A 25345-nucleotide genomic window follows, 5' to 3' on the forward strand; every position below is an offset into this window, starting at 1 on the left:
TGCGTTTTGGTTTTTAAGGACATGCCTCGTGAGCGATGAAAAAAGCCCGCCCCGCAAGCGCCGTGGCGCCGGTCGCGTCACCCTGCAGGCGGTGGCGCGGGCTGCCGGGGTCTCGGCGATCACCGTGTCCCGCTACTTCAACCAGCCGGAGCAGGTATCCCCGGAGCGGCGCGAGCGGATCGCCGAGGTGGTGGCCGAACTGGGCTATGTGCCGAACCTGGTGGCGGGTGGGCTGGCCTCGGCGCGAGGGCGGATCGTCGGCATGGTGATCCCCAATATCTCCGGGCCGATCTTTGCCGACACCATCCAGGGCTTCAGCGACACCCTCAGTCGGCATGGCTACCAGCTGCTGCTGGCCTCCAGCTACTTCTCCGTCGAGCAGGAAGAAAATGCCGTGCGCGCTTTCCTCGGCTGGTCGCCGGCAGCACTGGTGCTGACCAGCCACTTCCACAGTGCCACCACGGAAAAGATGCTCGCCGAGGCGGATATCCCGCTGGTGGAAACCTGGGACTACCGGCCCGAGCGCGCACCGGTGCAGATCGGGTTTTCCCATCATGAGGTGGGGGTGGTCGCAACCCGGTACCTGCACGGCAAGGGTTACCGGCGGATTGCCTTCGTGCAGAACAGTGCGGCGGGGGACTTCAGCGCGCTGGAGCGGCGGGACGGCTATATCGACGCGCTGACCGCGCTGGGTGGCGAACCACAGGTATTCGCACCGGAGACGGACCTGGCGCCCTTCGAAGCGGGGAAGCAGGCGATGCTGGCGTTGATGGAATCAGCGCAGCGGCCGGAAGCGATCATCTTTGCCAATGACAACCTGGCGGCGGGGGCCTTGCTGGCGGGGCAGCGCGCGGGGTACAGGATCCCCGAGGATTGTGCGGTGATGGGGTTCGGGGATTATCCGTTCGCCGGGATGCTGATGCCTGGGCTGACCACGGTGAAACCGCCTGCGTTGCAGATGGGGGTCATGGCGGCTGAGCGGGTGTTGCAGCAGCTGGGGGTGATCGAGGGGGAGGCGGTGCAGTTGAATTTGTTGGAGTGCTTGGTAATTGCCCGGGAAAGCGCTTGAAGCTATCTATCGCGAATGCGCCACCTGATGCTGTGGGAGCGGGTTCACCCGCGATTGCATTAGTGAAGTCACCATAGCAATCGCGGGTGAACCCGCTCCCACAGGGTCCGCGTCCTGCCTTAGAACCGTTAAAGGCTGGGCGGACTCCCACAGACCGCGCTGCTAGCGCACCAGATGCAGATACTGCAAATGCCGCTCGTACTGGTCGAGGATGTCGTTGATGATCTGCTCCTTGCTGTAGCCCATCAGGTCATAGTCCTGGCTACCCTCGGCCAGATGCACCTCGGCGCGGTAGTAGCGGCGGTTCTTCAGTTCCTGGGTACCCAGCCCGGCCAGGGCGAAGGACGGCGTGAAGTACCCGCGCATCTGCACCTGGTAGAGGAACGGCTGCTCCTCGCCATGGCCGATCTTCAGGCTGACATTGTCGTGACTCGGATCCTCCTGGGTGATGACGCTCAGCCCCTTTTCCGCATAGACCTCGGTCACCTCGGCAATCGCCGGGCGCACTACGTCGTCCATGAAGCGATACACCTCGTCGCGCGACGGGAAGTGCACCGCCTGGCTCAGGCGCTGGCGCCAGCCGCCCTTGCCACGGCGCGAGCTGGCGAACGGCGCCAGCGAGTGCATCTGCGCGATCTGCCGCTGTGATTCCAGGTAGAACGCCTTGTGCAGGCCCCACATCATCGCCAGCAGGATCACCGAGAACGGCAACGAGGTGAGCACCACCGCGGACTTCAAGGAGTCGATGCTGCCGGCGAACAGCAGCCCGCTGGTGACCAGCGCGGTCATCACGCCCCAGAACACGCGCAGCCAGTTCGGCCCGTCCTCGTCGGTGCTGCCGCCCTTGGCCGAGAGCGTCGAAAGCACCACGGTGCCGGAGTCGGCCGAGGTGACGAAGAAGACGAAGCTGATGAACACGGTGACGGCGATCACCACCTTGCTCCACGGGTAGGTTTCCAGCAGCAGGTACAGGGTCATCGACGGATTCTCGATGGCCGAGTCGGCCAGCGCGGTCATGCCGTGGTCGAGCACCTGGGTCAGGGCACTGTTGCCGAAGATCGACATCCACGCGAGGGTGAAGCCGAGCGGGATCAACAGCACGCCGAAGACGAACTCGCGAATGGTCCGGCCCCGGGAAATCCGCGCGATGAACAGCCCCACGAAGGGCGCCCAGGCAATCCACCAGGCCCAGTAGAACACCGTCCAGTTGCCCAGCCAGTCGTTGGACTGGTTGTAGGCATACACGTCGAAGCTCTTGCGCGGCAACACCGCGAGGTAGTCGCCAAGGTTCTGGATCAGGGTGTTGAACAGGTGCTGGGTGGGGCCGGCGAACAGCACGAACAGCAGCAGCGCGCAGGCGAGGAACAGGTTGATGTCGGACATCACCCGCACGCCCTTCTCCACACCGGCGACAGCCACCATCACCGCAGCGCCCATCATCAGGGCGATCAGCGCGACCTGTATCCATTGGGTGTGGGCGATACCGAACAGGTAGTCGAGCCCGGAATTGAGGTGGAGCACGCCGAAACCCATGTCGGCACCGAGGCCGAACACCGTGGCGATGATGCCGAAACCATCCACCGCGTAGCCGATCGGCCCGTTGATGCGCTTGCCGATCAGCGGATACAGCGCCGAGCGCAGGGCCAACGGTAGGTTGTGACGGTAGGCGAAATAGGCCAGGGCCATGCCGACGAAGGCAAATACGCCCCAGCCATGCAGGCCCCAGTGCAGGAACAGCACCTGCATCGCCTGACGCCCCGCCTCCACCGTGCCGGCTTCGCCCTGGGGCGGCTGCATCAGGTGGGTCAGGGGTTCGGAGACACAGAAGAAGAACAAGGTGATGCTGATCCCTGCGGCGAACAGCATGCCGGCCCAAGACAGATAGCTGAACTCGGGCTCGTCATGGTCGGCACCAAGCTTGATCTTGCCGTAGCCGGACAGCGCGGTGACCACCACGAACACCAGGTACAGGGTCATGGCCAGCATGTAGTACCAGCCGACGGTATGCGCCGCCCAGTTCTGCGCGGCCAGCAGCCACTCGCCAGCGGCCTGCGGGTTGGCGATGACGGTCAGGGCGAACAGCAGAATGAAGGTGGCGGCGAAGTAGAACACCGGAGGGTTCATACGGATCCTGGACGAGGCATTCATCGTTGAAGTACCCCGCAGGAACAAGGAGCGGTGGGGTTGAACGGGTTCAGCAAAGGCAGATCCTCCTGTTGAACACCGGCAGCGGACCAGCGTTTTTAATTTGAACAAGCGTTCAAGTTAAACATGGATCGGGATTCGAGGCGACCTATGGCTGACTACTGGACTGGGAAATTTCTGACAAGCACACCGAAAAACTTGTGGGAGCGGGTTCACCCGCGATTGCTGTAGTGAACCCACTATCGCAATCGCGGGTGAACCCGCTCCCACAGGGTCCCCATTCCAGTCAGTGAGGGGTGTGTATTACTTCTGCGCGCCCTCGTCCGACTGCAGGTTGGCCTGGGTGATATTGCTTTCGGCCGGCACGCTGCGGGTCAGCCAGACGTTACCGCCAATGGTCGAGCCCTTGCCGATGGTGATCCGCCCGAGAATGGTGGCCCCGGCATAGATCACCACGTCATCCTCGACAATCGGGTGGCGAGGATGGCCTTTCTGCAGCTTGCCGCATTCATCCTCGGGGAAGCGCTTGGCGCCCAGGGTGACGTGCTGGTAGATGCGCACGCGCTCGCCGATGATCGCGGTTTCGCCGATCACCACGCCGGTGCCATGGTCGATGAAGAAGCTCGGGCCGATCTGCGCGCCCGGGTGGATGTCGATCCCGGTGATGGAATGCGCCAGCTCGGAACTGATCCGCGCCAGCAGTGGCAGCCCGGCGCGGTAGAGGTGATGGGCGAGACGGTGATGGATGATCGCCAGGACGCCGGGATAGCACAGCAGCACTTCGTCGACGCTGCGTGCCGCCGGGTCACCGTGGAAGGCGGCCAGTACGTCGGTGTCGAGCAGCACGCGCATGGCCGGCAGGGCTGCGGCGAACTCCTGGATCAGGCGCAGCGCCCTGGCATCGACATCCGCGTCATCCTGCTTGTCATGGCGCGCGGCGTAACGCAGTTCCAAGCGGGCCTGGGCGAGCAGCGAGGTCAGCGCCGAGTCGAGGGTGTGGCCGACATAGAAATCTTCGCTTTCCTCGCGCAGATCCACCGGGCCCAGGCGCATGGGGAACAGCGCACCACAGAGTTGTTCGAGGATCTGCCTGACCGCCTCGCGCGACGGCAGCTCGCGTCCGCCCTGCTCACCGCTGCTGCGGCCATTGCGGGTGCGCCACTCATCGCGGGCCGAACGAAGCTGGCCGACGATGGAATTCAATTGCCAATACCCGGACTGCGCGTTGTCGCTCACGGTTGTTTCTCCTGCTCGGCGGCATGGGACTGGTAGGGGAATGCCGCTCTCCTGTCCAGCACTCTACGTCATGGACGGGGGCTGGAAAAAATACCCTGTTATGACGGTTGGCTATATGCCATGCATAAGCAGGAATACCGGGGTGGCCCCAAATCGCTGGCAAGCCAGCGATCGGCAGCACGGTTGTCCGTGAGTCGATCACTGCTTATGCTCGAATTTTCCTACAACTGACCAAGCCCATGATCGAACGACAGCTGTCCCGCTTCAATCGCCTGGAACTGCTCGGTACCCCGACCCCGCTGGAAAAGCTCCAGCGCCTGTCGGCCTGGGCCGGGCGCGAGATCTACCTCAAGCGCGACGACCTCACGCCCCTCGCCCTCGGCGGCAACAAGCTGCGCAAGCTCGAATACCTCGGCGCCGACGCCCTGGCCAAGGGCGCGGATACCCTGGTCACCGCCGGCGCGATCCAGTCCAACCATGTACGCCAGACCGCTGCCCTCGCCGCCCGTCTCGGCCTCGGTTGCGTGGCGCTGCTGGAAAACCCCACCGGCACCGATTCCACCGAGTACCTGGAGAACGGCAACCGCCGGTTGCTGGAGCTGTTCGATGCCAAGGTCGAGCTGGTCGACAACCTCGACAATGCCGACGAGCAGCTCCAGGCCCTCGGCGTGCGCCTGCATGCCAGCGGCCGCAAGCCGTACCTGGTGCCCATCGGCGGCTCCAATGCCCTCGGCGCCCTGGGCTACGTGCGCGCCGGGCTGGAGCTGGCCGCGCAGATCGAACAGAGCGGCCAGCGCTTTGCCGGCGTGGTCCTCGCCTCCGGCAGCGCCGGCACCCATGCCGGCCTGGCCCTGGCATTGGCCGAGCGCCTGCCCGACCTGCCGGTGATCGGCATCACCGTTTCGCGCAGCGAAGAAGCCCAGAAACCCAAGGTCCAGGCTCTGGCCGAACGCACCGCCGAGCTGCTCGGCGTACAACTGCCAAACACCTTCAAGGTCAACTTGTGGGACGAGTACTACGCGCCCCGCTACGGCGAAGCCAATGCCGGCGGCCTCGCCGCGATCCGCCTGCTGGCCAGCCAGGAAGGCGTCCTGCTCGACCCGGTGTATACCGGCAAGGCCATGGCCGGGCTGCTCGACGGCATCGCCCGGCAACGCTTCGACGAAGGTCCACTGATTTTTCTGCACACGGGCGGGGCGCCGGCATTATTCGCCTACCCTGATGTCTATACACGCTGAGACCGGCGCAGACGCATAAGCCTGAAAAGAATATGAGAATTACTTTTTATTATTTTCAGGCCTATAGAGCGCGCTCTTATAGTCACCACCACTTTCACAACAAGACTGGGGACAGGGCATGACGATTTCCGTTTTCACCAAACGCATTCTCGGTGTCGGCGCGGGCATTCTGCTGGGTGCCAGCCTGCTCGGCCAGGCAGTGGCCGGCGAGCAGCTGCAGACCATCAAGGACAAGGGCGTGATCAACGTCGGCCTGGAAGGCACCTACCCACCGTTCAGCTTCGTCGACGAGAACGGCAAGCTGACCGGCTTCGAGGTAGAGCTGTCGGAAGCCCTGGCCAAGGAGCTGGGCGTCAAGGCCAAGGTCCAGCCGACCAAGTGGGACGGGATTCTCGCCGCCCTGGAGTCCAAGCGTCTCGACGTGGTGGTGAACCAGGTGACCATCTCCGACGAGCGCAAGAAGAAATACGACTTCTCCGAGCCCTACACCGTTTCCGGTATCCAGGCGCTGATCCTGAAGAAGAAAGCTGCTGACCTGAACATCAATGCCGCCGCCGACCTGGCCGGCAAGAAGGTCGGTGTGGGCCTGGGCACCAACTACGAGCAATGGGTGAAACAGGCCGTGCCGCAAGCCGACGTGCGCACCTACGAGGATGATCCGAGCAAGTTCGCCGACCTGCGCAACGGGCGCATCGACGCGATCCTGATCGATCGCCTGGCCGCACTGGAATATGCGCAAAAGGCCAAGGACACCGAACTGGCCGGCGCCGCCTTCTCCCGCCTGGAATCGGGCGTGGCCCTGCGCAAGGGCGAGCCGGAGCTGCTCGAGGCGATCAACAAGGCCCTGGACAAGCTGCGCGCCGACGGCACGCTGGCCAAGCTGTCGGAGAAATACTTCGGTGCTGATGTCACCAAATGATCGCTGAAAGCCTGCAACTGGTTGCCGACTCCACGCCCTTCCTGCTGAAGGGCGCTGGCTACACCGTATTGCTCAGCGTCGGCGGGATGTTCTTCGGCCTGATCCTGGGCTTCGCCCTGGCGTTGATGCGCCTGTCGAAGATCCCCCCGCTGGACTGGCTGGCGCGCATCTACGTGTCGTTCTTCCGCGGCACGCCGCTGCTGGTGCAATTGTTCGTGATCTACTTCGGCATGCCGCAGATCGGTATCGAACTCGATCCGATCCCGGCTTCGCTGATCGGCCTGTCGCTGAACATGGCCGCCTATATCTGCGAAATCCTGCGCGCGGCGATCTCCTCGATCGACCGCGGCCAATGGGAAGCCGCCGCCAGCATCGGCATGACCCGCACCCAGGCGATGCGTCGGGCGATCCTGCCCCAGGCGCTGCGCACGGCCCTGCCGCCGCTGGGCAACAGCTTTATCTCGCTGGTCAAGGACACCGCCCTGGCCGCCACCATCCAGGTACCCGAGCTGTTCCGCCAGGCGCAGTTGATCACCGCGCGCACCTTCGAGGTGTTCACCATGTACCTGGCCGTGGCGGTGATCTACTGGATCCTTTGCAGCATCCTCGCCCACTTCCAGCACCGCATGGAGGCCCGGGTCAACCGGCATGACCAGGAGCCGCAACGATGATCCGCGTGCAAGGCCTGAACAAGCATTTCAACGATCACGCCGTGCTCAAGGACATCGACCTGACCGTCGAGCCCGGGGAAGTCATCGCTATCATCGGCCCCAGCGGTTCGGGCAAGACCACCTTCCTGCGCTGCCTGAACCTGCTGGAAACCCCGGACGGCGGCACCATCCAGGTCGGTGATGTGCAGATCGACGCCGGCCGCCCGCTCAAGCAGCAGGGCGGGCTGATCCGCCGCCTGCGCCAGCAGATCGGATTCGTGTTCCAGAACTTCAATCTGTTTCCCCATCGCACCGCGCTGGAAAACGTGATCGAAGGTCCGTTGATCGTGAAGAAAACACCCCACGAACAGGCGGCGGCACTGGGGCGGTCACTGCTGGCCAAGGTCGGCCTGGCGGGCAAGGAAGACGCCTATCCGCGGCGCCTGTCCGGCGGCCAGCAACAGCGCGTGGCCATCGCCCGCGCGCTGGCGATGGAGCCCCAGGTGATCCTCTTCGACGAACCCACCTCGGCCCTCGACCCGGAACTGGTCGGCGAAGTGCTGGCGACCATCCGCGACCTCGCCAGGGAAAAACGCACGATGATCATCGTTACCCACGAAATGAATTTCGCCCGCGACGTGGCCAACCGGGTGATCTTCTTCGACAAGGGCGTGATCGTCGAACAGGGCGAAGCCAAGGCGCTGTTCGCCAACCCGCAGCACGAACGGACCAAACAGTTCCTCGGCAAGATCCTCGGCGCGAACAGCGCCAGCCAGGGCTGAAAACACGGAGCAGGCCGGGAAAAACCTGGCGATGACGTTTTTCAATGGCCTCGATGCCGCAATCCGCCTTGCCCGTTCCGCGGTCGTGCACGATTCTTGTGGGTATCTGCCTTACCAACACCACCCCACGCAGAGGGCCCACAATGAAAACCGTGGCACAGCTATTGAAGTTGAAGTCGCAGCATACCGATCAGGTCTACACCATCGCGCCGCACCAGACGGTGCTCGAGGCTCTGATGGTGATGGCAGAGAAAAACGTCGGCGCGTTGCCGGTGGTCGAGGGTGGCGAAGTGGTGGGCATCGTTAGCGAGCGCGATTACGCGCGCAAGATGGTGCTCAAGGGGCGCTCATCGGTGGGTACCGAAGTACGCGAGATCATGAGCTCACCGGTGATCACCGTGAACTCCCATCAGAACGTCGACACCTGCATGAACATGATGACCAACAGCCACCTGCGCCACCTGCCGGTGGTGGAAGACGGCAAACTGCTCGGCCTGCTGTCGATCGGCGACCTGGTCAAGGAAGCCATCGCCGAGCAGGCCGATCTGATTCGCCAGCTGGAAGGCTATATCCGCGGCGAGTGATAACTAGCGGTACTCGCCTTCGAGCTCATCGAGCTGATGATCGAAACTGCGCAACCGCGCCGACCAGGTGTACACCAGCACCTCGAGGTCGCGGTTGAGCACCGCAGCACCGCGTCGCGAGCTTTGCTGCGAGTCGCACAGGTCGAGCTGGTAGCGCTCGCGGGCCATGGCCGTGGCCACGCTGGACAGCTCGCGGGCGTTGTTCAGCCAATGACGGTGGCGGTCGTGGGTTTCCTGGTCGAGCTCCTGGCACTGCGCCTTGAGCGCTTCGAGGCTGCGCTCCAGCGGCGTGCCTTCAAGCTCGCCCATCACTTCCTGGAAGGTCCGCCCCGGCTGCCAGTAACTGCCCCAGAAATAGCGGTCGAACACGGTTTCGACGCGGCGCAGGGCAACCTTGGTGTTCCAGATGGCGACCAGCGTTCGTCCCTGTTCCAGCTGGCGTCTTCGCGTCTTCAGCAACTGCCAGCGAATCCACGCCAGCGCGCTCAGGGCGAGGGCAGCGATCAGGCCGGCGGCTCCGTAAAGGAACTGGCGGGCCTGATCGAGCTGGTGGACTTCCCTGACCCCGTAGAAATAACCGGCGGTCAGCAGGCCCAGGGCGGCAACGGCTGCCCAGAAGCCGACGGCATAGGGGTCTTTCATTGGCGCTGTCCCCTTGTTGTTTTTTTCTGAGCATAGCAACGCCAATGAAGCTCATAGGGTGCCGCTCAGCGTTTATTTCTGAGGGCCACGTTGAGTTGATCGATGGTCATGATCCAGTCCGAATCGGCGATGTATTCGGCCTTGAGGAAGGCGCGCTGGGCATCGCTCCAGAACGGCGCATCGACCAGCTTGATTTCGTTCTTCAGCGGGGAGTGACTGGTGAGGAACTGCTGGATGCTGGTGGCATCGGAAGGCAGGCCGAGTTGCTCGAACAAGGCGGAGAATTCGTGGTGGGACAGGTCCATGTGGCACTCCTTTGGGCGGGTTGATAAGGGATTGATTGCCTGGAGGAGTGAAAGTTTAGGTGAACCCTGTGGGAGCGGGTTCACCCGCGATTGCGATGGTGGGGCCACTGACGTAATCGCGGGTAAACCCGCTCCCACAGGGTTCTGGACCAGCCTGCAGCCCTGCGATCTACCAGCCACCACCGAGCGCCAGGAACAACCCGATCTGCCCCTTCGCCACCTGGGTATTCGCCGTCGCCAGTTGCGCGCGCATATCGGTATAGGTCCGGGTCGCCTCCAAATCCGCGAGGAACGACGCCCGTCCGGCCTGGTAGAACCGGTGCGTCTGGTCCGCCGCCAGCTTCGCCGAACGCTCCGCCTCTTCCAGCGCATCGCGCCGGTCCAGCAGCGCGCTGTACTGCGACAGGCTGGTCTGGGTTTCGCGTATGGCGTTCAACACCACGCCGTCGAAGTTGGCCAGCGCCGCCTGGGTGCCGGCCTCGGCTTCGCGGATCCGCGCCCGCGAGCCATTGGTCGGCACCGTCCAGGTCAGCAGCGGGCCGAAGCCCCAGCGGTTGGTTGCCGGCTTGCCGAGGTTTTCCAGGATACCGATGGTGCCCACCTGCGCGCCGATGCTGATATCCGGATACAACTGCCCGGTCGCCACGCCGATGGTCGCGGTGGACGCCGCCAGCATGCGCTCGGCCCGGCGTACGTCCGGGCGCCGTTTGAGCAACGCGGCGCCGTCACCCACCGGCAACACCCGGGCGATATGCGGCAGCTCGGCGCAATCGGCAGTCCCCGCCGGCAGTTGATCAACCGGTTTGGCCAGCAGCATCGACAAGGTGTACAGCCCCGCGTCCCGCGCCGCCTGGTAGCGCGGCAACTCGGCGCGCAGCGACTTGAAGCGGGTCTCGGTACGGGTCACCTGGGTTTCATCGCCACGCCCGGCATCACGCAGGCGCCGGGTCAGGCTGACGCTCTGGTCCTGCAGGTCCAGCGATTCGCGGGCGATGTGATATTCCTCGTTGGCCGCGCAGACCTGGGTATAGGCCCGCACCACATCGGCCACCACGGTGATTCGCGCGGTATCTGCCGCGGCCTGCACGGCGTCGGCATTGGCCTGGGCCGCCTCGACGCCACGCTTCAATGTGCCCCACAGGTCGAACTGGTAGGACGCGCTGATGATCGCCTCGCCGATGTTCGCCACCGGCACCTTGTCCGCCAGCAGGAAGGCCTCGCCGGACTCCTGCAGGCGTTGCGCGCCGAGCTTGACGCCACCGTTGAAGCCGCCTTGCGCCTCGGCTTCCTCGACCTGCGCCCGGGCCCGGGCGATGTTCGCCGCTGCCACGCGCAGTTCGCTGTTGGCCGCCAGCGCCTGGTTGACCAGGGCATCCAGGCGCTCGTCACGATACAGCCGCCACCAGTCCTTCGGCACCGGCGCCGAAACCACGCTGTCGGCGTCGGCGCGCAGTTGTCCTTGCAGGTCATTACGATTGAAGGCGGCCTTATCCGGCAACCGGTAATCCGGCCCGACCATCTGGCAGGCCGAGAGCAGCAGGCTCAAGCCAAGCAGCGACAGCCTTTTCATGGCCGGGTGTCCTCGATGATCGACACCGTGGCGGTGCGTCCGGCGATCAGGCGGAAGTCCGCCGGTACTTCGTCGAAGGCGATGCGCACCGGAATCCGTTGCGCCAGGCGTACCCAGCTGAACGCCGGGTTGACGTTGGGCAACAGGTTGGCGCCGCTGCTGCGGTCACGGTCCTCGATACCGGCAACGATGCTCTGCACATGGCCGCGCAGCCGGGTGTTGTCGCCCATCACGCGGATATCCACGGCCTGCCCGACATGGATGCCGGAGAGCTTGGTTTCCTCGAAGTAGCCATCGACGTGATACGACTCGCTGTCCACCACCGCCAGTACCGGACGCCCGGCGCTGACAAACTCGTGGGCGCGCGGCGCGCGGTCGTTGAGGTAGCCGTTGACCGGGCTGCGGACCACCGAACGGTCAAGGTTGAGCTGCGCCGCATCCACGGCCACCTGGGCCTCGTCCAGCGCCGACTGGGCGCGGGCCTGGCGCGACTGGCTCTCTTCCAGTTGCTCGGCGGCGACCAGGTTGCCCAGGCCCTTGTTGCGCCGGGCTTCGCGCTGGGCCTGGGCCAGGCTTTCCTTGCGCTCGGCCAGGGTCGCCTGGGCCTGGCGCAGGGCCAGGCGGAAGCGGTCCTGGTCGATGGTGAAGAGCACGTCGCCACGCTTGATCGGCTGGTTGTCGCGCACCGCGACTTCCTGGATCAGGCCGGAGACATCGGGAGCGATCTGGATCACGTCGGCACGGATATGCCCGTCGCGGGTCCAGGGGGCGAACATGTAGTACAGGACCATCTGCCAGACCAGCACGGTCGCCAGGGTCACAACCAACAGTGTCAGGACGACACGGCCCAGGGTCAAAAACGGTTTCTTCATGGCAGCATCAGGCTTCGGCAAAAGTGGTCCAGCGTGCCAAGGAGCACGGCGTAGAGCGCAACGTTGAACAACGCCCGGTGCCAGACCAGGCGGTAGAAATGCAGGCGGTTGAGCACCGCGTGGATGCCGAGGAACAGCAGGTAGCTGACTAGCATCATCACCAGCAGCGTGGGCAGGAATACCCCGCTGATATCCAATTCACCGATCACAGGGGTGCTCCGTCGAGGCCATAGGGCAGTTGCGATTGCGGATCGGGCTCCAGCACAACCTCCACACCCGGCAGCAGTGCCAGGCGCAGGCCGCTGAGGGCATGGAGCAAATGCAGGCGCGCTTCGGCGCAGCCTTCCATGGCGTCGAGATTGAGGGCGCGTCGGGCCCTTTCCATGCTGCCCAGCAACACAGCCGGGGCGTGCTGGCGCTCGCCGGCGTCAAGGCAGGCCTGGAAGTGGCCGCCGACTTCCTCGATGACGTTTTCCAGCGCCGCCCGAGGCTCCGGGGTTGCCCGTGGCAGGTAGGCGAGCAGGTCCAGCAGGTTAAGGCCCACGCGCAGGTCCCGCAGGGCCGCGCCGCTGTCCTGGCCGGTCTGGCTCAGGCGTGGCAGGTGCTGCATCAGGCGGTCGAGCATCTGCACCCCGAGGCGGCGGTGTTCAGCGAGGGTGGCTGGGCGGGTCATGCCGACGATGTCGCGCCAACTGAAGCGGGTCAGGCGCCGGGCCGCCAGCTCGACGCCGAACGGGCGCATCACCAGGGTCCAGATAAAGGCGAACAGCAGGCCCACCGGGCCGGCGATATTGGCATTGGCGAAGGCGAGGAAATCCGCGTCGTAAGCACCCTGGATGCTGATGAAGGAGGCGGTGTTGACGATGGTCAGCAAGGTGCCGAGGTAGAACTGCGGCTGCACGGTCAGGGTGCCGACGCAGATGAAGGGCACGGCGAAGGCCAGCACCAGCATGGGGAAGTCATGCAGGTTGGGCAGGACCAGGAATAGATACAGGCTGGCGAACACCACCGACAGGGTGGTCCAGAAGAAGAAGCGGTAGATCTGCGGTGCCGGGTCGTCCATGGCGGCGAAGAAGCTGCACGCCACTGCCGCGAGGATCACCGCGCTGGCGCCATCGGCCCAGCCCAGGGCGATCCACAGGCCGGTGGCCACGGCGATGGCACTGAAGGTGGAAAACACCGAATACAGCATCAGGCCGCGATCGAAGAAAGGCGTCAGGCGGCCCAGGCGCCAATGGCGATACACCGCGCGCCAGGGCGAAAGGTCCTCATTGGCGATGGCGTGCTTGAGGCTGCAGCAGTCCTGCCACAGGTCGATCCATTCACCGAGGCGGTAAAGGGCGTTGGACAGCAGCAGCCCGGGGCGCTGGTCGAGTTCGGCGACGCTGGGCTGCAGGCGTTCGAGCTGGTCGCGCAGGGCCGCCCAGCGTGCTACCGGGGCTTGCGTCGCGGTACTCTTCAGCCATTCGCGCGCCTGTGCAAGAAGCCCCTCCAGTTGCGCGGCCTGCTCCGGTGCACGGCCTTCGAGGGCGAGCAAGGCGTCATCCAGGGCATCGACCACCGGCAGCAGGTGGATCATGCGCCCACGCAGCTCGCGGGCGTTCTTCACCGTCTGTGGCCGCGCGCCTTCGTGGGATAGCTGGCCGATCATCATTTCCAGGGTATTGAAGGTCGCCACCATCGAGCCGCGCAGGCCCGCCACGTTGTCGGCAGGCACATTGCGGGCAAGAAAGATGTCGCAGTAGCCGATGGCGCTGCCGAACCAGTTGCCGGTGGCGCCAACGAACACCGGGGTCAAGCGGCGCGGCCAGAACACCGCACCGACCACCGCTGCACAGACGATACCCAGGCAGATTTCCTGGGCCCGGGACGAAGCGATGTCGAACACCGCCTGGGGATTGTCCACCACCGGCAGGGCGATCATCGGCAGGGTGTAGCCGGCCAGCATCAGGGTGTAGCTGTTGGCGGTGCGCAGGTGCAGGGAGAGGAACAGCAGGGTCGCGGTCCACAGGGCCACGGCCAGGGTCAGCAACACCGGCGCCTGAACCAGCAGCGGCACCAGGAACACCGCCCCGGCGGCGCCGAGCAAGGTGCCAACGGCACGGTACAGGGCCTTGGAACTGGTCGGCCCGACAAAAGGGCTGGAGACGATATAGACAGTCGCCATCGCCCAGTAAGGTCGTGGCAATTGCAGGAGCAGGGCGATGTACAAGGCGATCATCGATGCGGCGAAGGTGCGCACACCGTAGAACCAGTCGCGCGCGGGCGGCATCGAGCTGAAGAAGTGCTTCACAGGGGCAGGCCCGGCGAACGTTGCGCCGCCTCTTCGAAGGCCTTGACCACGCGCAGGGTGGCCTCCAGGTCTGCCGCGCAGACGTCCTTGAGCACGTCGCGACGCAGGCGCACCAATTCGCCCTCGATGGCTTCGGCCAGGCTGCGGCCTTCGTCGGTCAGGGACAGGGCCTTGGCCCGGCGGTCGCCTGGATCTTCGCAGCGCCGGACATAACCGGCGCTGCACAACTGGTCGAGCAGACGCACCAGCGACGGGCTTTCCACCCCCACCGCCTGGGCCACCGCGACCTGATGCACACCGTCACCAAGGCGCAGGATCATCAGCAGCGGTACGGCGCAGGCCTCGCTGATGCCAAAGCGCGCCAGGGTGGTCTGGCAGATGCGTCGCCAACTGCGGCTGGCCATGACCATGCCGCTGCTGGTGTTCATTTGCAGTGCTTCGAGCTTCATCGGGGAATATTCATAGTTTGCTAACTATTAATATCCTTCGAAGGTGCGGGAGCGTCAATAGCCGTCTGGGAGAGATACCGATCTACGCGTACCTGTGGGAGCGGGTTTACCCGCGATTGCGATGGTGAATTCACTATTGCAATCGCGGGTAAACCCGCTCCCACAGGGACCACGGTGTTCTTGCTAGGTACGCAACTGATCCTCGACCTTCATCGCCAACGCCAGCGGGCTGCCCAGGCCGATCGCCTGGTCGCGCCAGAACAGGTAGCGCAGCTCATTGCCTGCGGTCTGGAAATGCAGGGCCAGCTCTTCCGCCGCCTGCATCACTCCGGCCACCGCCGCCAGCTCCAGCCAATACACCCCGGCACGGCTGTCCTTGTCCACCTGGAGCCCGTGCAGCAAGCGATACCCCGCCTCGAAGCGACACCGGGCATCTCCGCGCTGCGCGCCACGCATGAACCATTCATAGGCTTGTCGCGGGTCCATCTGCCAGGGGTTGGAGTCGCTGTCGCTGTCGCAGACCTCTTCCTCGTACAGGTCTCCCAGCGCCGCCGCTGCCTCCGCCAGCCCCGCCTCGAAGGCATGCCGGTAGTACTCGGCGGCGTTGGCATAGGCGACCTGCACACCCTTGCCGAAGTAGTGCTGCTGGCCGAGGTTGAACCAGGCCACCGCACTGCCCTGCAACGCCGCCATGCGCAGCAGGTGCCCGGCCAGCACCGGATCGGCGCGCCAGTAACGGCCGTTGAGCCAGATCCAGCCAAGGTCGTTGAGCGCCGCCACGCTGCCATCCAATGCCTGCCTGCGCAGGTCGGCATACACCGTCTGCAGGTCGTGCGCTTCGTCCAGCAGGCTGACCAGGCTGAAGCTTTCCCCCAACGCCGCGCGCTGCGCCGGCATGCCGACACCGCTGTAGAGCCGCCGCACACGGGCAGGCCCGGGCGCTGGCATCACACGCTCCGGCAACAGGCGCCCGAGCAGAGAATAGATATTGCTGGCAGCAGACATGTTCATCCTCATGGAACCGCCCTCCTTCTTGGCTTCCTTCTGGGCGTTGAGGCGTGATTGTGCGCAGCGTCACGACAAAACCTGTCGCGAACACGTTCGTCGGAGCGATTCAACGGTTCATCCTTGAATGGATAAATTAATGGCAAATTGCCATATCATGTGGCGAATACCCTGCTTTTGCCGCAAGCCTAGACAAGGACTCACCGTTTTGCCCTCCGCTACCACACGCGCCACCCTCAGTCGTCAATGGGAATTGCTGCGCCAGTTGCCCAGCCGCTCGCCGGGCATCACCAGCGCGGAGCTGGTGATGCGCCTGAAGGACGCCGGCTTCACCATCAGCAAGCGCAGCATCGAGCGCGATCTCAACGAGCTTTCGTTGATCTTTCCGCTGGAGCGCAACGACCGCAGCATTCCCTATGGTTGGTATTGGGCAGCGAATGCCTGCGTAGAGTTGCGTGGCCTGAGCGTCAGCGAAGCACTGAGCCTGGCGCTGGTGGAGGAAGCCGTGCGGCCGCTGCTACCCGGCAGCATGCTCAAGGGCCTGGATGCCCGCTTCGCCCATGCCCGGCAAAAGCTCGAAACCCTGTCGGCGCAAAACAAGGCCGCGCGCTGGCTGGACAAGGTCGCCAGTGTGCGGCCGGAGATGAACATGCGCGCGCCCGAGGTGCCGGACAACATCCTTGAAACGGTGCAAAAGGCGCTGCTCGACGAGCATCAGTTGCAGGGCCTGTATTACTCGGCGCATAACGATCGCACCGTCGACCTGACCCTCAATCCGCTGGCCCTGATCCAGCGCGGCCAGGTCGCCTACCTGATCGCCACGGCCCAGCCCTACAGCGATATCCGCCAGTTCGCCGTGCACCGTTTCCGCCACTTGAGCGTGCTGGACAGCCCGGCCCTGGGCCTGGACGACTTCGACCTGCAAGCCTACCTGCGCAGCGATGCCCTGCAGTTCGGCAGCGCGGAGAAGATCGAGCTGCAGGCCTGGATCAGCGACAACCTCGCCCGACGCATGCAGGAGACGCCGTTGTCACCGGACATGCAACTGACCGACCTGGAACACGGTCATCGCCTCCAGGCCACGGTCAGCAATAGCTGGAGCCTGCGCTGGTGGCTGCTGAGCCAGGGCGATGAGCTGGTGGTGGAGCAGCCGCCGGCCTTGCGCCAGTTGATCTCGCAGACCCTGAGCAATGCGGCGGCGGCGTATCAGCAAGACTGATTCAGCGCTGCATGCCCCAGCGGCGCACGGTCACGCGTTCCAGCGCGTTGAACACCAGGCCTTCCACCAGCAGGCCGATCAGGATCACCACCGCCAGCCCGGCGAAGACTTTGTCGGTGTACAGCTCGTTGCGGTTCTGGAAGATGTACCAGCCCAGCCCGCCCTTGCCGCTGGTAGCGCCGAACACCAGCTCGGCGGCGATCAGCGTGCGCCAGGCGAAGGCCCAGCCGATCTTCAACCCGGAAAGAATCGACGGCAGCGCCGCCGGCACCAGGATATGCAACACCAGGCGCAGCCCGCGCAGGCCGTAGTTGCGCCCGGCCATGCGCAGCGTCTCGTTGACCCCGAGGAACCCCGCGTAGGTATTCAGCGCCAGCGCCCACAGCACCGAATGCACCAGGACGAAGATCAGGCTGTTCTCGCCCAGCCCGAACCACAGCAGCGCCAGCGGCAGCAGGGCGATGGCCGGCAGCGGGTTGAACATCGAGGTCAGGGTGCCGAGCAGGTCACGGCCGAACTGGGTCGAAACCGCCAGGCTGGTGAGGCCGAAGGCGAGGATGATGCCCAGTACATAGCCCTTGACCAGCACCACCAGCGACACGCCGACCTTGGCCGGCAACTCGCCGCTGATCATGCCGTCCCACAGGGCCTGGGCGGTTTGCAGGAAGGTCGGCAGCAGCAGGTCGTTGCCCTGGTAGCGGGCGGCGGCTTCCCAGAGGATGGCGATCAACAGCAGGATCACGCTCTTGCGCAGCCAGCCGTGTTGCCACAAGCGCTGGACCAGCGGCAGCTCGCGCTCCAGCGCGACGCCGTCCCATGGCTGCAGGGCAATTTCGTATTCCCGACGCGGGGAAGATTGGATCGTCATGACAAGGCTCCCGGTCAGTAGGCGATACGGATATCGGTGAAACCCAGTTCGGCATCGGCGACCGGCGCCTGGCCGTCTTCGAACAGCAGGCTGTGGATACGCCGCGCGCTGGCCTGGAAGTCGGCGCCGCCGAGGCTGTGCAGGTCGTACTGATGGCTGTGGATCTCGGCGCGCACCCGGCCTGGATGGGGCGACAGCAGGAGAATGCGGTTACCCACCACCAGCGCTTCCTCGATGGAGTGGGTGACGAACAGCAGGGTAAAGCGCACCTCCTCCCACAGCGCCAGCAGCTCTTCCTGCATCTTGCGCCGGGTCAGGGCGTCCAGGGCGGCGAAGGGTTCGTCCATCAGCAGGATCTTCGGCTGCATGGCCAGGGCCCGGGCGATCGACACCCGCGCCTTCATGCCTCCGGAAAGCGTGTGCGGATAGGCGTCGGCGAAAGCCGCCAGGCCGACCTTCTCCAGGTATTCCAGGGCGCGCTGCTCGGCCTCGGCGCGCTTGAGGGTGCCCGAGACCAGCAGCGGAAACATGACGTTCTGCTTCACCGTCTTCCAGGGCGGCAATTGGTCGAATTCCTGGAACACCACGATGCGGTCCGGACCCGGGCCATGCACCGCTTGCCCTTGCAGGCGAATGCTGCCTTCGCTCGGCGCGATGAAGCCGCCGACCGCCTTGAGCAAGGTGGACTTGCCGCAGCCCGAGGGCCCGAGCAGGACGAAGCGGTCGCCCTTGTCCACTTCGAAACTGACCTGGTGGGTGGCCCGCACCACGCGCTGCGCGGTGCGGTATTCCAGGCTGAGGTTGTCCACCTGCAACAACGGTGGGGTGTCTACTCGGCTCAGCTTGCTGGCCGTGTGGCCTTGCAGTTGGGCGGTCATGAACTCAGCTCCCCTGAAGCGGCTTTTCATCCTGGAAGAAGTAGTCCTTCCACGACTCGGGTTTGTGCTTGATCGCACCGACGCGGTAGAGGAACTCCGCCAGCTTGTAGGTGTTCTTCGGCGTAATGGTGAATTCGTACTTCGGGTTGTCGATGATCTTCAGCAGCTCGTCGCGGCTGATCTTGGCCTTGGTCACGCGGATATAGGTGTCAGCCGCCGCAGCCTTGTCCTTCTGGGCGAAATCCGCCGCTTCGGCGAGGGCATCGACGAAGGCCTTGTAGGTTTTCGGGTTGTCCTTGCGGAATTTCTCGGTGGTGAACAGCACGGTCGGCGAGTTGGGGCCGAGCAGTTCATAGGTGTCGAGAACGACATGCACGTCCTTGTTGGCCAGTGCCTGCTCCTGGAACGGCGGGTTGGAGAAGTGACCGTTGAGCTCGGTGCCGCCGGCGAGCAGCGCGGCAGTGGCGTCCGGGTGCGGAACGGCCAGGGTGTACTTGTCGAGACGGTTGTACTCCTTGTCGCCCCACTGCTGGGCCGCGGCGTACTGGAGGAAGCGCGACTGCACCGAGACACCCACCGCAGGCAAGGCGATGCGGTCTTTCTCGCTGATGTCGGCGATGGTTTTCACGTTCGGGTTGCTGCTCAGCAGGTAGTACGGGAAGTTGCCGAGCGAAGCCACGGCCTTGACGTTCTGCCGGCCGTAGGTGCGGTCCCAGATGGTCAGCAGCGGGCCGACGCCGGCACCGACGATATCCACCGAGCCGGAAAGCAGCGCGTCGTTGGTCGCGGCGCCACCGGAAAGCTGGGTCCAGTCCACCTTGATATCGATGCCTTGTTCCTTGCCGTGCTTCTCGATCAGGTTCTGGTCACGGACCACGTTGAGCAACAGGTAAACGATGCCGAACTGTTCGGCGATACGGATTTCGCCTTCGGCCTGGGCCGTGGCCGGAGCGACGAGGCTGCCGGCGATCAGGCTGGCGCTCAGGCCGATACCGGCCGCGAGGCGGCTGAGAGTCTTGCGCATGATGAGTCCTCGACGGATCAGAACGGGGCGTCGCCCTGGATAGTGGTGCGGTACAGCTTGCGACGCAGGTGCGCCGGGCAGCCGGTGGCAAGGTGGATCAGCGAGCGGTTGTCCCAGAACACCAGGTCATGGGGCTGCCACTGATGGCGGTAGATGTTCTGCTCAAGCACGCTGTGGGCGTACAGCTCGGCGAGGATCTGCCGGCTTTCATCCTCGGGCAGGCCGACGATGCGGGTGGTGAAACCTTCGCTGACGAACAGCGCCTTGCGCCCGTTTTCCGGATGGGTGCGCACCACGGGATGGATGACTTCGGCCACCTGGGCCAGTTGCTCGGCGGTCAAGGTCGGGCGCCAATTGCCTTCGAACTTGGTCTCGCTGTAGCGCGCGGTGTAGGAATGCGCCGCCTGACGGCCTTCGACCGCCTTGCGCAATGCTTCCGGCAGGCCGTCCCAGGCTTTGTGCATATCGGCGAACAAGGTATCGCCGCCTTCACTGGGCAGTTCCTGGGCATGCAGCATCGACCCCAGGCTCGGCAGTTCCTTGTAGGACAGGTCCGAGTGCCAGAACTTGCCGGCATCGCCGAGGCCGATGTTCTGGCCGTTCTCGACGATGTTGGAGACGATGAGGATTTCCGGATGATTGGCCAGCAGGAACTGCTTGAGTACATGGATCTGCAGCACGCCGAAGCGACGGCTGAAGGCAATCTGTTGTTCCGGGGTGATGCGCTGGTCGCGGAAGACCAGGACATGATGGTCGAGGTGGGCCCGGTGGATCCTGGCGAAGTCTTCGCCATTCACCGGTTGCGCCAGGTCCAGGCCAATGATCTCGGCGCCGACTGCGCCGTCGAAAGGCCGGATCTCGAAGTGTTGCTGCTGTGCGCTGTCGATGGACGACAAGGCGTTGGAGGCCGCTGACATGTTTAACTCCCGCGAAGAGCGCGTCCAATGGAGCGCGCGTCGATCAGAAACTCACGGTTTCGCCGTGTTGGTTCGTGTTCGTGCGGCGCGCCGATTGGTCGGCAGGTACGCAGAGGGTCGACTATAAAGGCATAAGAAAAATTATTTAAATACCTTTAGGAAATAAGAATAGTCAGCTTTCTTAGGATCACGCGGACCCTGTGGGAGCGGCGGTTCGGCGCTCCGATTCACCCGCGATAGCGTTTGAGAAGCCACTACCGCTATCGCGGGTGAACCCGCTCCCACAGGGTCCGCGATCCGTCAGTAAGTCCGGTATGGTGCGGTAGCCTGCAACCCCGCCAGCACCAGCCGCTGGTACACCTCCTCCTTCAACCCCTCCGGCTTTTCCAGCCCCATCCGCGCCAACTGCGCCGACCAGTCTTCCGCCGGAGGCGCGTCCAGCGCCGCCTTGCCCAGTTCCAGCGCTTCGCTGAGCTTGAATTTGCTCTTCAGCCAGTTCAGCGCCCGCAGCAGGTCCCGCTCCTCGGCCGTGAAATCACACCCCAGCGGATACTCCGGGAACAGCCGCGCATGCCGCCCGCGCAAAGCCTCCAGGCGCTCCGGGGTGTTGTCGCAGTAACGCGGGTCCAGCTCGAAGCCCTCCGGCAACTTCCCGGCCTTCTTCGCCTGCGCCAGCAACTGCGGCTGGAAGCGTGAATCACTGATCGCCAGCAGCCGGGCGATCACCTCGGCGTCGGTCTGCCCGCGCAGATCGGCGATGCCATATTCGGTCACCACCACATCGCGCAGGTGCCGGGGAATGGTGCAGTGGCCATAGTCCCAGACGATATTCGAACTCACCTCACCGCCCGCTTCGCGCCACGAACGCAGGAGCAGAACCGAACGCGCACCCTCCAGCGCGTGCGCCTGGGCGACGAAGTTGTATTGCCCACCGACACCGCTGAGCACCCGCCCGTCCTCCAGTTGGTCGGCCACCCCGGCGCCCATCAGGGTCATGGTGAACACCGTGTTCATGAAGCGCGCATCGCGGCGCTGCAGGCGCTTCAGCGCTTCCTGCCCATACAGCTCGTTGATGAAGCTGATGGCGCCCATGTCGATGCGCTTGCGCAGGGCCAGCGGCATGTCGCGCAGCCGCTGATAGAAGGCCTGCGGCCCGAGGAAGAAACCGCCATGCACCAGCACGCCGTCCTCGCTGTCCGCCGCGCCCGCGTTGGCCGCCTGCTGACGCACCGCATCGGGGTATACCGGGCGGCGGATGATGCCCGCCTCGAACAACGCCAGCAGGCCGTTGACCAGCATCTCGCTGCAACCATAAAGCCCCCTGGCGAAAGGCATCACCCCGCCCTCGCGCTCGATCAGCCCATGCCAGCGCCCCAGGTGCAACTCGCCGAGCAGCGCCTGGTAGGCTTCGTTGTCCGCCTGCCGGGCCAGCAAGGCCGCAGTCAGCGCATCGCCCATGGCGCCGATGCCGATCTGCAGCGTGCCGCCATCGCGCACCAGGGTGCTGGCGTACACGCCGATCAGATGATCCTGGGTGCTGACCGGCATGTTCGGCGTGGAAAACAGTCGGGTCCGCTCGGGCTCGTCGATCAGCAGGTCGAAGTCTTCGCGCCTCAACTCGGAGGCGCCCGGCATATAGGGCAGCCCGGCATGTACCTGGCCGAGCAGGAGGATGGTTTCACCGGCAGCGCGGCGGCGCTCGATCATCGGCAGCAGGTCGAGGGTGATGTCGGGGTTGCAGCTCAGGCTCAGGTGATCGGGCCGCTCGCCATCCTCGGCGACGATCTGGGCGATCAGGTTGAGGCCCTTGGCATTGATGTCCCGCGCCGCATGGCTGTAGTTGCTGCTGACGTAGTCCTGCTGCGCCTGCGCGCTGTGCAGCAGGCTGCCGGGCTGCATGAAGAACTGTTCGACGCGGATATTGGCTGGCAGGCGGCTGGCACGCAGGTCGCGCAGGTAATCCAGCTCCGGGTAGTCGGCGAAGATTCGCTCGACGAAGGGTTCGAGAAAGCGCCGTTGCAGGCCATCGCCGAGGTCGGGGCGGCCGAGCGACAACGCCGTGTATATCGTCAGCCGACGCTCCGGCAGCTCGCGAATCCGGGCATACAGCGCATTGACGAAGCGGTTGGGCTTGCCCAGGCCCAGTGGCAGGCCCATGTGAATGTGGGCCGGCAATTGCGCCAGCACCTGGTCCACTGCGGCTTCGATCGAATAGATGCGCACGCTGTCGGCTCTCCGTCGGGTTCGTTGAGTACAGCTTGGACCGAAGCGACGTGCAAATTACTGCACAGCCCGGAAACGACGAAGCCCGCACAAGGCGGGCTTCGAGGCGCGACGCGCGGAGGCTACAGGCCGGACATCTTCTTGATGGCGCCTTTGAGGTCGTCATCCGAGCAGTCGGCGCAGGTGCCTTTGGGTGGCATGGCATTGATGCCGGTAATGGCCTTGGCGAGGATGCCGTCCAGACCACCCTGGTGGTCGGCGCGCTCTTTCCACGCGGCGGTATCGCCGATCTTCGGCGCACCCAGCAGGCCGGAACCGTGGCAGGCGTTGCAGTGCTTGGCGATGATTTCATCCGGGGTCTTGGCGCCGCCGCCACCTGCGGTAGCCACGACTTCCATGCCCTTGCATTCCTGGCCCTGGACGCAGACCTGACCGACCGGTTCCAGGCGCTTGGCGATATCGTCGTTGGTTGCAGCCTGGGCACTGACTGCCCAAAGGGCCACTACGGTAGCTGGTATAGCCAGCATTTTCTTGATTGGATTCACACGTACACCCTCATGGTGGCTAGTCACGCCCGCGGCCACGGATTCGCAGGCGGCGCAAGTATAGCGGGAACCCTGACTCACCGGAACAACCACATTAAATAAAGGGCTTTATCCGCGACAATCAGCCGCGCCACCCTGACTGTCAGAAGTTCGCCGGGGTGGCGGCGCTGATAAGCCGGGCCGGCTCATCGAAGGGGTTGCGAAAACGGTGTGGCTTGGTGCTTTCGAAATAGTAGCTGTCGCCGGCCTCGAGGATGAAGGTTTCCAGGCCGACTACCAGTTCCAGCCTGCCTTCGAGGAGGATGCCGGTCTCTTCGCCGTCGTGGGTGAGCATTTCTTCACCCGTATCGGCGCCCGGCGGGTAGATCTCGTTGAGGAAGGCGATGGCGCGGCTCGGGTGGCCGTTGCCGACCAGCTTCATGGTCACTTCGCCGTCCGAAATGTCGATCAGTTCGTGGGCCTTGTAGACGATCTGCGTCGGGATCTCCGGCAGCAGGTCTTCGGAAAAGAACTCCATCATCGACATGGGAATACCGCTCAGCACCTTGCGCAACGAGCTGATCGAAGGGCTCACGCTGTTCTTCTCGATCATCGAGATGGTGCTGTTGGTGACACCCGCGCGCTTGGCCAGCTCCCGCTGGGAGAGGCCCCTGATCTTGCGAATGGCTTGTAGTCGTTCACCGACGTCCAATGCTGGAGCCTCCTGACGAATGAATGGGGGTCGAAATGTGCGCCATCATCGCAACAGCGTTCAGTATTTACAACACTTCGACCCGCAGCTCGTCAGTGATGGCGCTACTCTCCGGTATAGACCAAAGGCACCCGCCGCAGGTTGCAAAAGATCTGGTAGGGGATGGTGCCGGCCTGGCTGGCGACATCGCTGGCCAGGACGCGCTTGCCCCACAGCTCCACGCTACTGCCGAGGCCGGCTTCGGGTACATCGGTGAGATCAATGCAAAGCATGTCCATCGACACCCGGCCAATCAGCTGGGCACGCTTGCCGGCCACCAGCACCGGCGTGCCGGTCGGGGCATGGCGCGGATAGCCGTCGGCATAGCCCATGGCGACCACACCGACCCGGGTCGGACGCGGGCTGACGAAGCGTGCGCCGTAGCCCACCGGCTCGCCCGCCGGCAACTCGCGCACACTGATGACTTTCGATTCCAGGGTCATCACCGGCTGCAGGCGCGCGGCTTCGGCCTGATCGGTATCGAACGGCGTAGCACCGTAGAGCATGATGCCCGGCCGCACCCAGTCACTCGGCACCTGCGGCCAGCCGAGCACGGCGGGTGAGTTGCGCAGGCTGGTTTCGGCCTTCAGGCCCTGACGCGCGGCGTCGAATACCGCGACCTGCTCGTTGCTGGCGTTGCTGTCCAGTTCGTCGGCGCGGGCGAAGTGGCTCATCAGGACGATCTTCGCCACCTTGCCGCTGGCCTGCAGGCGCTGGTAAGCCGCCTGGTAATCGCGCGGATGCAGGCCGACGCGGTGCATGCCGGTGTCCATCTTCAGCCAGACCTGGATCGGCCTGGCCAGGCTGGCCTTCTCGATCGCCTCCAGTTGCCACAGCGAATGCACCACGCACCAAAGGTCATGCTGGACGATCAGTTCCAGTTCGCTGGCCTCGAAGAAGCCTTCGAGCAGCAACACCGGTGCCTTGATCCCTACCTCGCGCAGCGCCAGCGCTTCCTCGATGCAGGCCACGGCAAAACCGTCGGCCTCCGGCTCCAGGGCCAGGGCGCAGCGCAGCGCGCCGTGCCCGTAGGCATCGGCCTTGATAACCGCCAGGGCACGGGCCCCGGACAGTTGGCGGGCAAGGCGGTAGTTGTGTCGCAGGGCTTGGAGGTCGATCAGGGCACGGGCGGGACGCATGACGGCAGCCTTCTGGCAGTCTGTTCGTGGATGAAAAAGACCC

At 64.4% G+C, this 25345-nt stretch carries 25 protein-coding genes; 7 read left to right on the forward strand and 18 right to left on the reverse strand.

The features are described 5' to 3' along the window. The first annotated feature begins 28 nt into the window (after positions 1-28). Complete coding sequence (locus ACKLLE_RS21830) at positions 29-1069, forward strand: LacI family DNA-binding transcriptional regulator (protein ID WP_420059052.1); 1041 nt, start codon at positions 29-31, stop codon at positions 1067-1069. A 162-nt stretch (positions 1070-1231) separates the two neighbouring features. Here the strand turns inward: ACKLLE_RS21830 and betT are convergent, their stop codons facing one another. After that, positions 1232-3217, reverse strand: a complete 1986-nt coding sequence (betT, locus tag ACKLLE_RS21835) for a choline transporter BetT (protein WP_420059053.1) — start codon at positions 3215-3217, stop codon at positions 1232-1234. Positions 3218-3517: 300 nt separating this feature from the next. Continuing rightward, positions 3518-4450, reverse strand: a complete 933-nt coding sequence (epsC, locus tag ACKLLE_RS21840; RefSeq protein ID WP_009396549.1) for a serine O-acetyltransferase EpsC — start codon at positions 4448-4450, stop codon at positions 3518-3520. A 239-nt stretch (positions 4451-4689) separates the two neighbouring features. Between epsC and ACKLLE_RS21845 the strand changes: the two genes are divergently transcribed. The 5 genes from ACKLLE_RS21845 to ACKLLE_RS21865 all read left to right on the forward strand — a co-directional run bounded on the left by ACKLLE_RS21845 (position 4690) and on the right by ACKLLE_RS21865 (position 8623). Further along, positions 4690-5688 carry a D-cysteine desulfhydrase gene (locus ACKLLE_RS21845; protein WP_420059054.1) on the forward strand — a complete coding sequence of 333 codons (999 nt, stop codon included), beginning with the start codon at positions 4690-4692 and terminating at the stop codon, positions 5686-5688. A 118-nt stretch (positions 5689-5806) separates the two neighbouring features. Then, positions 5807-6607 carry a cystine ABC transporter substrate-binding protein gene (gene tcyJ / locus ACKLLE_RS21850; RefSeq protein WP_009396551.1) on the forward strand — a complete coding sequence of 267 codons (801 nt, stop codon included), beginning with the start codon at positions 5807-5809 and terminating at the stop codon, positions 6605-6607. Further along, positions 6604-7278 carry a cystine ABC transporter permease gene (tcyL, locus tag ACKLLE_RS21855; RefSeq protein ID WP_009396552.1) on the forward strand — a complete coding sequence of 225 codons (675 nt, stop codon included), beginning with the start codon at positions 6604-6606 and terminating at the stop codon, positions 7276-7278. Before tcyJ ends, tcyL begins: the two co-directional genes overlap by 4 nt. Then, positions 7275-8039, forward strand: a complete 765-nt coding sequence (gene tcyN, locus ACKLLE_RS21860) for an L-cystine ABC transporter ATP-binding protein TcyN (protein WP_420059055.1) — start codon at positions 7275-7277, stop codon at positions 8037-8039. Before tcyL ends, tcyN begins: the two co-directional genes overlap by 4 nt. Positions 8040-8182: 143 nt before the next feature. After that, on the forward strand, positions 8183-8623 hold the full coding sequence (locus ACKLLE_RS21865) for a CBS domain-containing protein (protein ID WP_420059056.1): 441 nt from the start codon (positions 8183-8185) through the stop codon (positions 8621-8623). A gap of 3 nt (positions 8624-8626) precedes the next feature. On the opposite strand, the gene ACKLLE_RS21870 is transcribed toward ACKLLE_RS21865, so the two are convergent. From ACKLLE_RS21870 to ACKLLE_RS21905, 8 genes are all read right to left on the reverse strand, one after another. Then, positions 8627-9265, reverse strand: coding sequence for a hypothetical protein (locus ACKLLE_RS21870; protein WP_064303115.1), 639 nt, complete (start codon positions 9263-9265; stop codon positions 8627-8629). A gap of 65 nt (positions 9266-9330) precedes the next feature. Continuing rightward, on the reverse strand, positions 9331-9570 hold the full coding sequence (locus ACKLLE_RS21875; protein ID WP_009396560.1) for a DUF2789 domain-containing protein: 240 nt from the start codon (positions 9568-9570) through the stop codon (positions 9331-9333). A gap of 169 nt (positions 9571-9739) precedes the next feature. Next, complete coding sequence (locus ACKLLE_RS21880; protein WP_420059057.1) at positions 9740-11140, reverse strand: efflux transporter outer membrane subunit; 1401 nt, start codon at positions 11138-11140, stop codon at positions 9740-9742. Further along, the gene (locus ACKLLE_RS21885) at positions 11137-12012 is read right to left on the reverse strand and encodes an efflux RND transporter periplasmic adaptor subunit (protein WP_064303113.1); all 876 of its coding nucleotides are present in this window, start codon (positions 12010-12012) and stop codon (positions 11137-11139) included. The genes ACKLLE_RS21880 and ACKLLE_RS21885 overlap by 4 nt, the downstream gene beginning before the upstream one ends. Next, positions 12009-12221 (reverse strand): DUF1656 domain-containing protein, encoded by a 213-nt coding sequence (locus ACKLLE_RS21890; protein ID WP_009396566.1) that lies wholly within the window; start codon positions 12219-12221, stop codon positions 12009-12011. The genes ACKLLE_RS21885 and ACKLLE_RS21890 overlap by 4 nt, the downstream gene beginning before the upstream one ends. Beyond that, positions 12218-14305 (reverse strand): FUSC family protein, encoded by a 2088-nt coding sequence (locus ACKLLE_RS21895; RefSeq protein ID WP_420059058.1) that lies wholly within the window; start codon positions 14303-14305, stop codon positions 12218-12220. The genes ACKLLE_RS21890 and ACKLLE_RS21895 overlap by 4 nt, the downstream gene beginning before the upstream one ends. Next, complete coding sequence (locus ACKLLE_RS21900) at positions 14302-14754, reverse strand: MarR family winged helix-turn-helix transcriptional regulator (RefSeq protein WP_064303112.1); 453 nt, start codon at positions 14752-14754, stop codon at positions 14302-14304. Before ACKLLE_RS21900 ends, ACKLLE_RS21895 begins: the two co-directional genes overlap by 4 nt. A 183-nt stretch (positions 14755-14937) precedes the next feature. Beyond that, a complete protein-coding gene (locus tag ACKLLE_RS21905; RefSeq protein WP_064303154.1) occupies positions 14938-15759 on the reverse strand; it encodes a tetratricopeptide repeat protein in 822 nt (273 codons plus the stop codon). 208 nt (positions 15760-15967) lie between these two features. Here ACKLLE_RS21905 and ACKLLE_RS21910 point away from each other — a divergent pair, with 208 nt between their 5' ends. Next, the gene (locus tag ACKLLE_RS21910; protein WP_064303111.1) at positions 15968-16978 is read left to right on the forward strand and encodes a helix-turn-helix transcriptional regulator; all 1011 of its coding nucleotides are present in this window, start codon (positions 15968-15970) and stop codon (positions 16976-16978) included. Position 16979: 1 nt separating this feature from the next. On the opposite strand, the gene ACKLLE_RS21915 is transcribed toward ACKLLE_RS21910, so the two are convergent. The 8 genes from ACKLLE_RS21915 to alr all read right to left on the reverse strand — a co-directional run bounded on the left by ACKLLE_RS21915 (position 16980) and on the right by alr (position 25302). Continuing rightward, complete coding sequence (locus tag ACKLLE_RS21915) at positions 16980-17846, reverse strand: ABC transporter permease (protein ID WP_009396577.1); 867 nt, start codon at positions 17844-17846, stop codon at positions 16980-16982. Positions 17847-17860: 14 nt separating this feature from the next. Continuing rightward, positions 17861-18724, reverse strand: coding sequence for an ABC transporter ATP-binding protein (locus tag ACKLLE_RS21920; protein ID WP_009396579.1), 864 nt, complete (start codon positions 18722-18724; stop codon positions 17861-17863). Between the two features lie 4 nt (positions 18725-18728). Next, positions 18729-19748, reverse strand: a complete 1020-nt coding sequence (locus tag ACKLLE_RS21925; protein WP_064303109.1) for an ABC transporter substrate-binding protein — start codon at positions 19746-19748, stop codon at positions 18729-18731. Positions 19749-19765: 17 nt separating this feature from the next. Then, the gene (locus ACKLLE_RS21930; RefSeq protein WP_064303108.1) at positions 19766-20665 is read right to left on the reverse strand and encodes a TauD/TfdA dioxygenase family protein; all 900 of its coding nucleotides are present in this window, start codon (positions 20663-20665) and stop codon (positions 19766-19768) included. Between the two features lie 300 nt (positions 20666-20965). Continuing rightward, entirely contained in the window at positions 20966-22822 is a 1857-nt protein-coding gene (locus ACKLLE_RS21935; RefSeq protein ID WP_420059061.1) for an acetyl-CoA hydrolase/transferase C-terminal domain-containing protein, read from the reverse strand. A 188-nt stretch (positions 22823-23010) separates the two neighbouring features. Further along, entirely contained in the window at positions 23011-23415 is a 405-nt protein-coding gene (locus tag ACKLLE_RS21940) for a c-type cytochrome (RefSeq protein WP_009396587.1), read from the reverse strand. Positions 23416-23575: 160 nt separating this feature from the next. Further along, the gene (locus ACKLLE_RS21945) at positions 23576-24124 is read right to left on the reverse strand and encodes a cupin domain-containing protein (RefSeq protein WP_009396592.1); all 549 of its coding nucleotides are present in this window, start codon (positions 24122-24124) and stop codon (positions 23576-23578) included. A gap of 104 nt (positions 24125-24228) precedes the next feature. Further along, positions 24229-25302 (reverse strand): alanine racemase, encoded by a 1074-nt coding sequence (alr, locus tag ACKLLE_RS21950; protein WP_064303106.1) that lies wholly within the window; start codon positions 25300-25302, stop codon positions 24229-24231. Positions 25303-25345: the final 43 nt, after the last annotated feature.

Source organism: Pseudomonas bharatica (assembly GCF_048586865.1).
GTDB classification, from domain to species: Bacteria; Pseudomonadota; Gammaproteobacteria; order Pseudomonadales; family Pseudomonadaceae; genus Aquipseudomonas; species Aquipseudomonas bharatica.

Bases quoted from the DNA above. Each gene is read 5' to 3' on its own strand.
- tcyL (WP_009396552.1), top strand. From the start codon at position 6,604: ATGATCGCTGAAAGCCTGCAACTGGTTGCCGACTCCACGCCCTTCCTG.
- ACKLLE_RS21880 (WP_420059057.1), bottom strand. From the start codon at position 11,140: ATGAAAAGGCTGTCGCTGCTTGGCTTGAGCCTGCTGCTCTCGGCCTGC.
- ACKLLE_RS21870 (WP_064303115.1), bottom strand. From the start codon at position 9,265: ATGAAAGACCCCTATGCCGTCGGCTTCTGGGCAGCCGTTGCCGCCCTG.
- ACKLLE_RS21940 (WP_009396587.1), bottom strand. From the start codon at position 23,415: ATGCTGGCTATACCAGCTACCGTAGTGGCCCTTTGGGCAGTCAGTGCC.
- ACKLLE_RS21885 (WP_064303113.1), bottom strand. From the start codon at position 12,012: ATGAAGAAACCGTTTTTGACCCTGGGCCGTGTCGTCCTGACACTGTTG.
- betT (WP_420059053.1), bottom strand. From the start codon at position 3,217: ATGAATGCCTCGTCCAGGATCCGTATGAACCCTCCGGTGTTCTACTTC.
- ACKLLE_RS21930 (WP_064303108.1), bottom strand. From the start codon at position 20,665: ATGTCAGCGGCCTCCAACGCCTTGTCGTCCATCGACAGCGCACAGCAG.
- ACKLLE_RS21920 (WP_009396579.1), bottom strand. From the start codon at position 18,724: ATGACCGCCCAACTGCAAGGCCACACGGCCAGCAAGCTGAGCCGAGTA.
- ACKLLE_RS21905 (WP_064303154.1), bottom strand. From the start codon at position 15,759: ATGTCTGCTGCCAGCAATATCTATTCTCTGCTCGGGCGCCTGTTGCCG.
- ACKLLE_RS21900 (WP_064303112.1), bottom strand. From the start codon at position 14,754: ATGAAGCTCGAAGCACTGCAAATGAACACCAGCAGCGGCATGGTCATG.
- alr (WP_064303106.1), bottom strand. From the start codon at position 25,302: ATGCGTCCCGCCCGTGCCCTGATCGACCTCCAAGCCCTGCGACACAAC.
- ACKLLE_RS21865 (WP_420059056.1), top strand. From the start codon at position 8,183: ATGAAAACCGTGGCACAGCTATTGAAGTTGAAGTCGCAGCATACCGAT.
- ACKLLE_RS21875 (WP_009396560.1), bottom strand. From the start codon at position 9,570: ATGGACCTGTCCCACCACGAATTCTCCGCCTTGTTCGAGCAACTCGGC.
- ACKLLE_RS21915 (WP_009396577.1), bottom strand. From the start codon at position 17,846: ATGACGATCCAATCTTCCCCGCGTCGGGAATACGAAATTGCCCTGCAG.
- ACKLLE_RS21935 (WP_420059061.1), bottom strand. From the start codon at position 22,822: ATGGGCCTGCCACTGGGCCTGGGCAAGCCCAACCGCTTCGTCAATGCG.
- tcyN (WP_420059055.1), top strand. From the start codon at position 7,275: ATGATCCGCGTGCAAGGCCTGAACAAGCATTTCAACGATCACGCCGTG.
- ACKLLE_RS21845 (WP_420059054.1), top strand. From the start codon at position 4,690: ATGATCGAACGACAGCTGTCCCGCTTCAATCGCCTGGAACTGCTCGGT.
- ACKLLE_RS21925 (WP_064303109.1), bottom strand. From the start codon at position 19,748: ATGCGCAAGACTCTCAGCCGCCTCGCGGCCGGTATCGGCCTGAGCGCC.
- tcyJ (WP_009396551.1), top strand. From the start codon at position 5,807: ATGACGATTTCCGTTTTCACCAAACGCATTCTCGGTGTCGGCGCGGGC.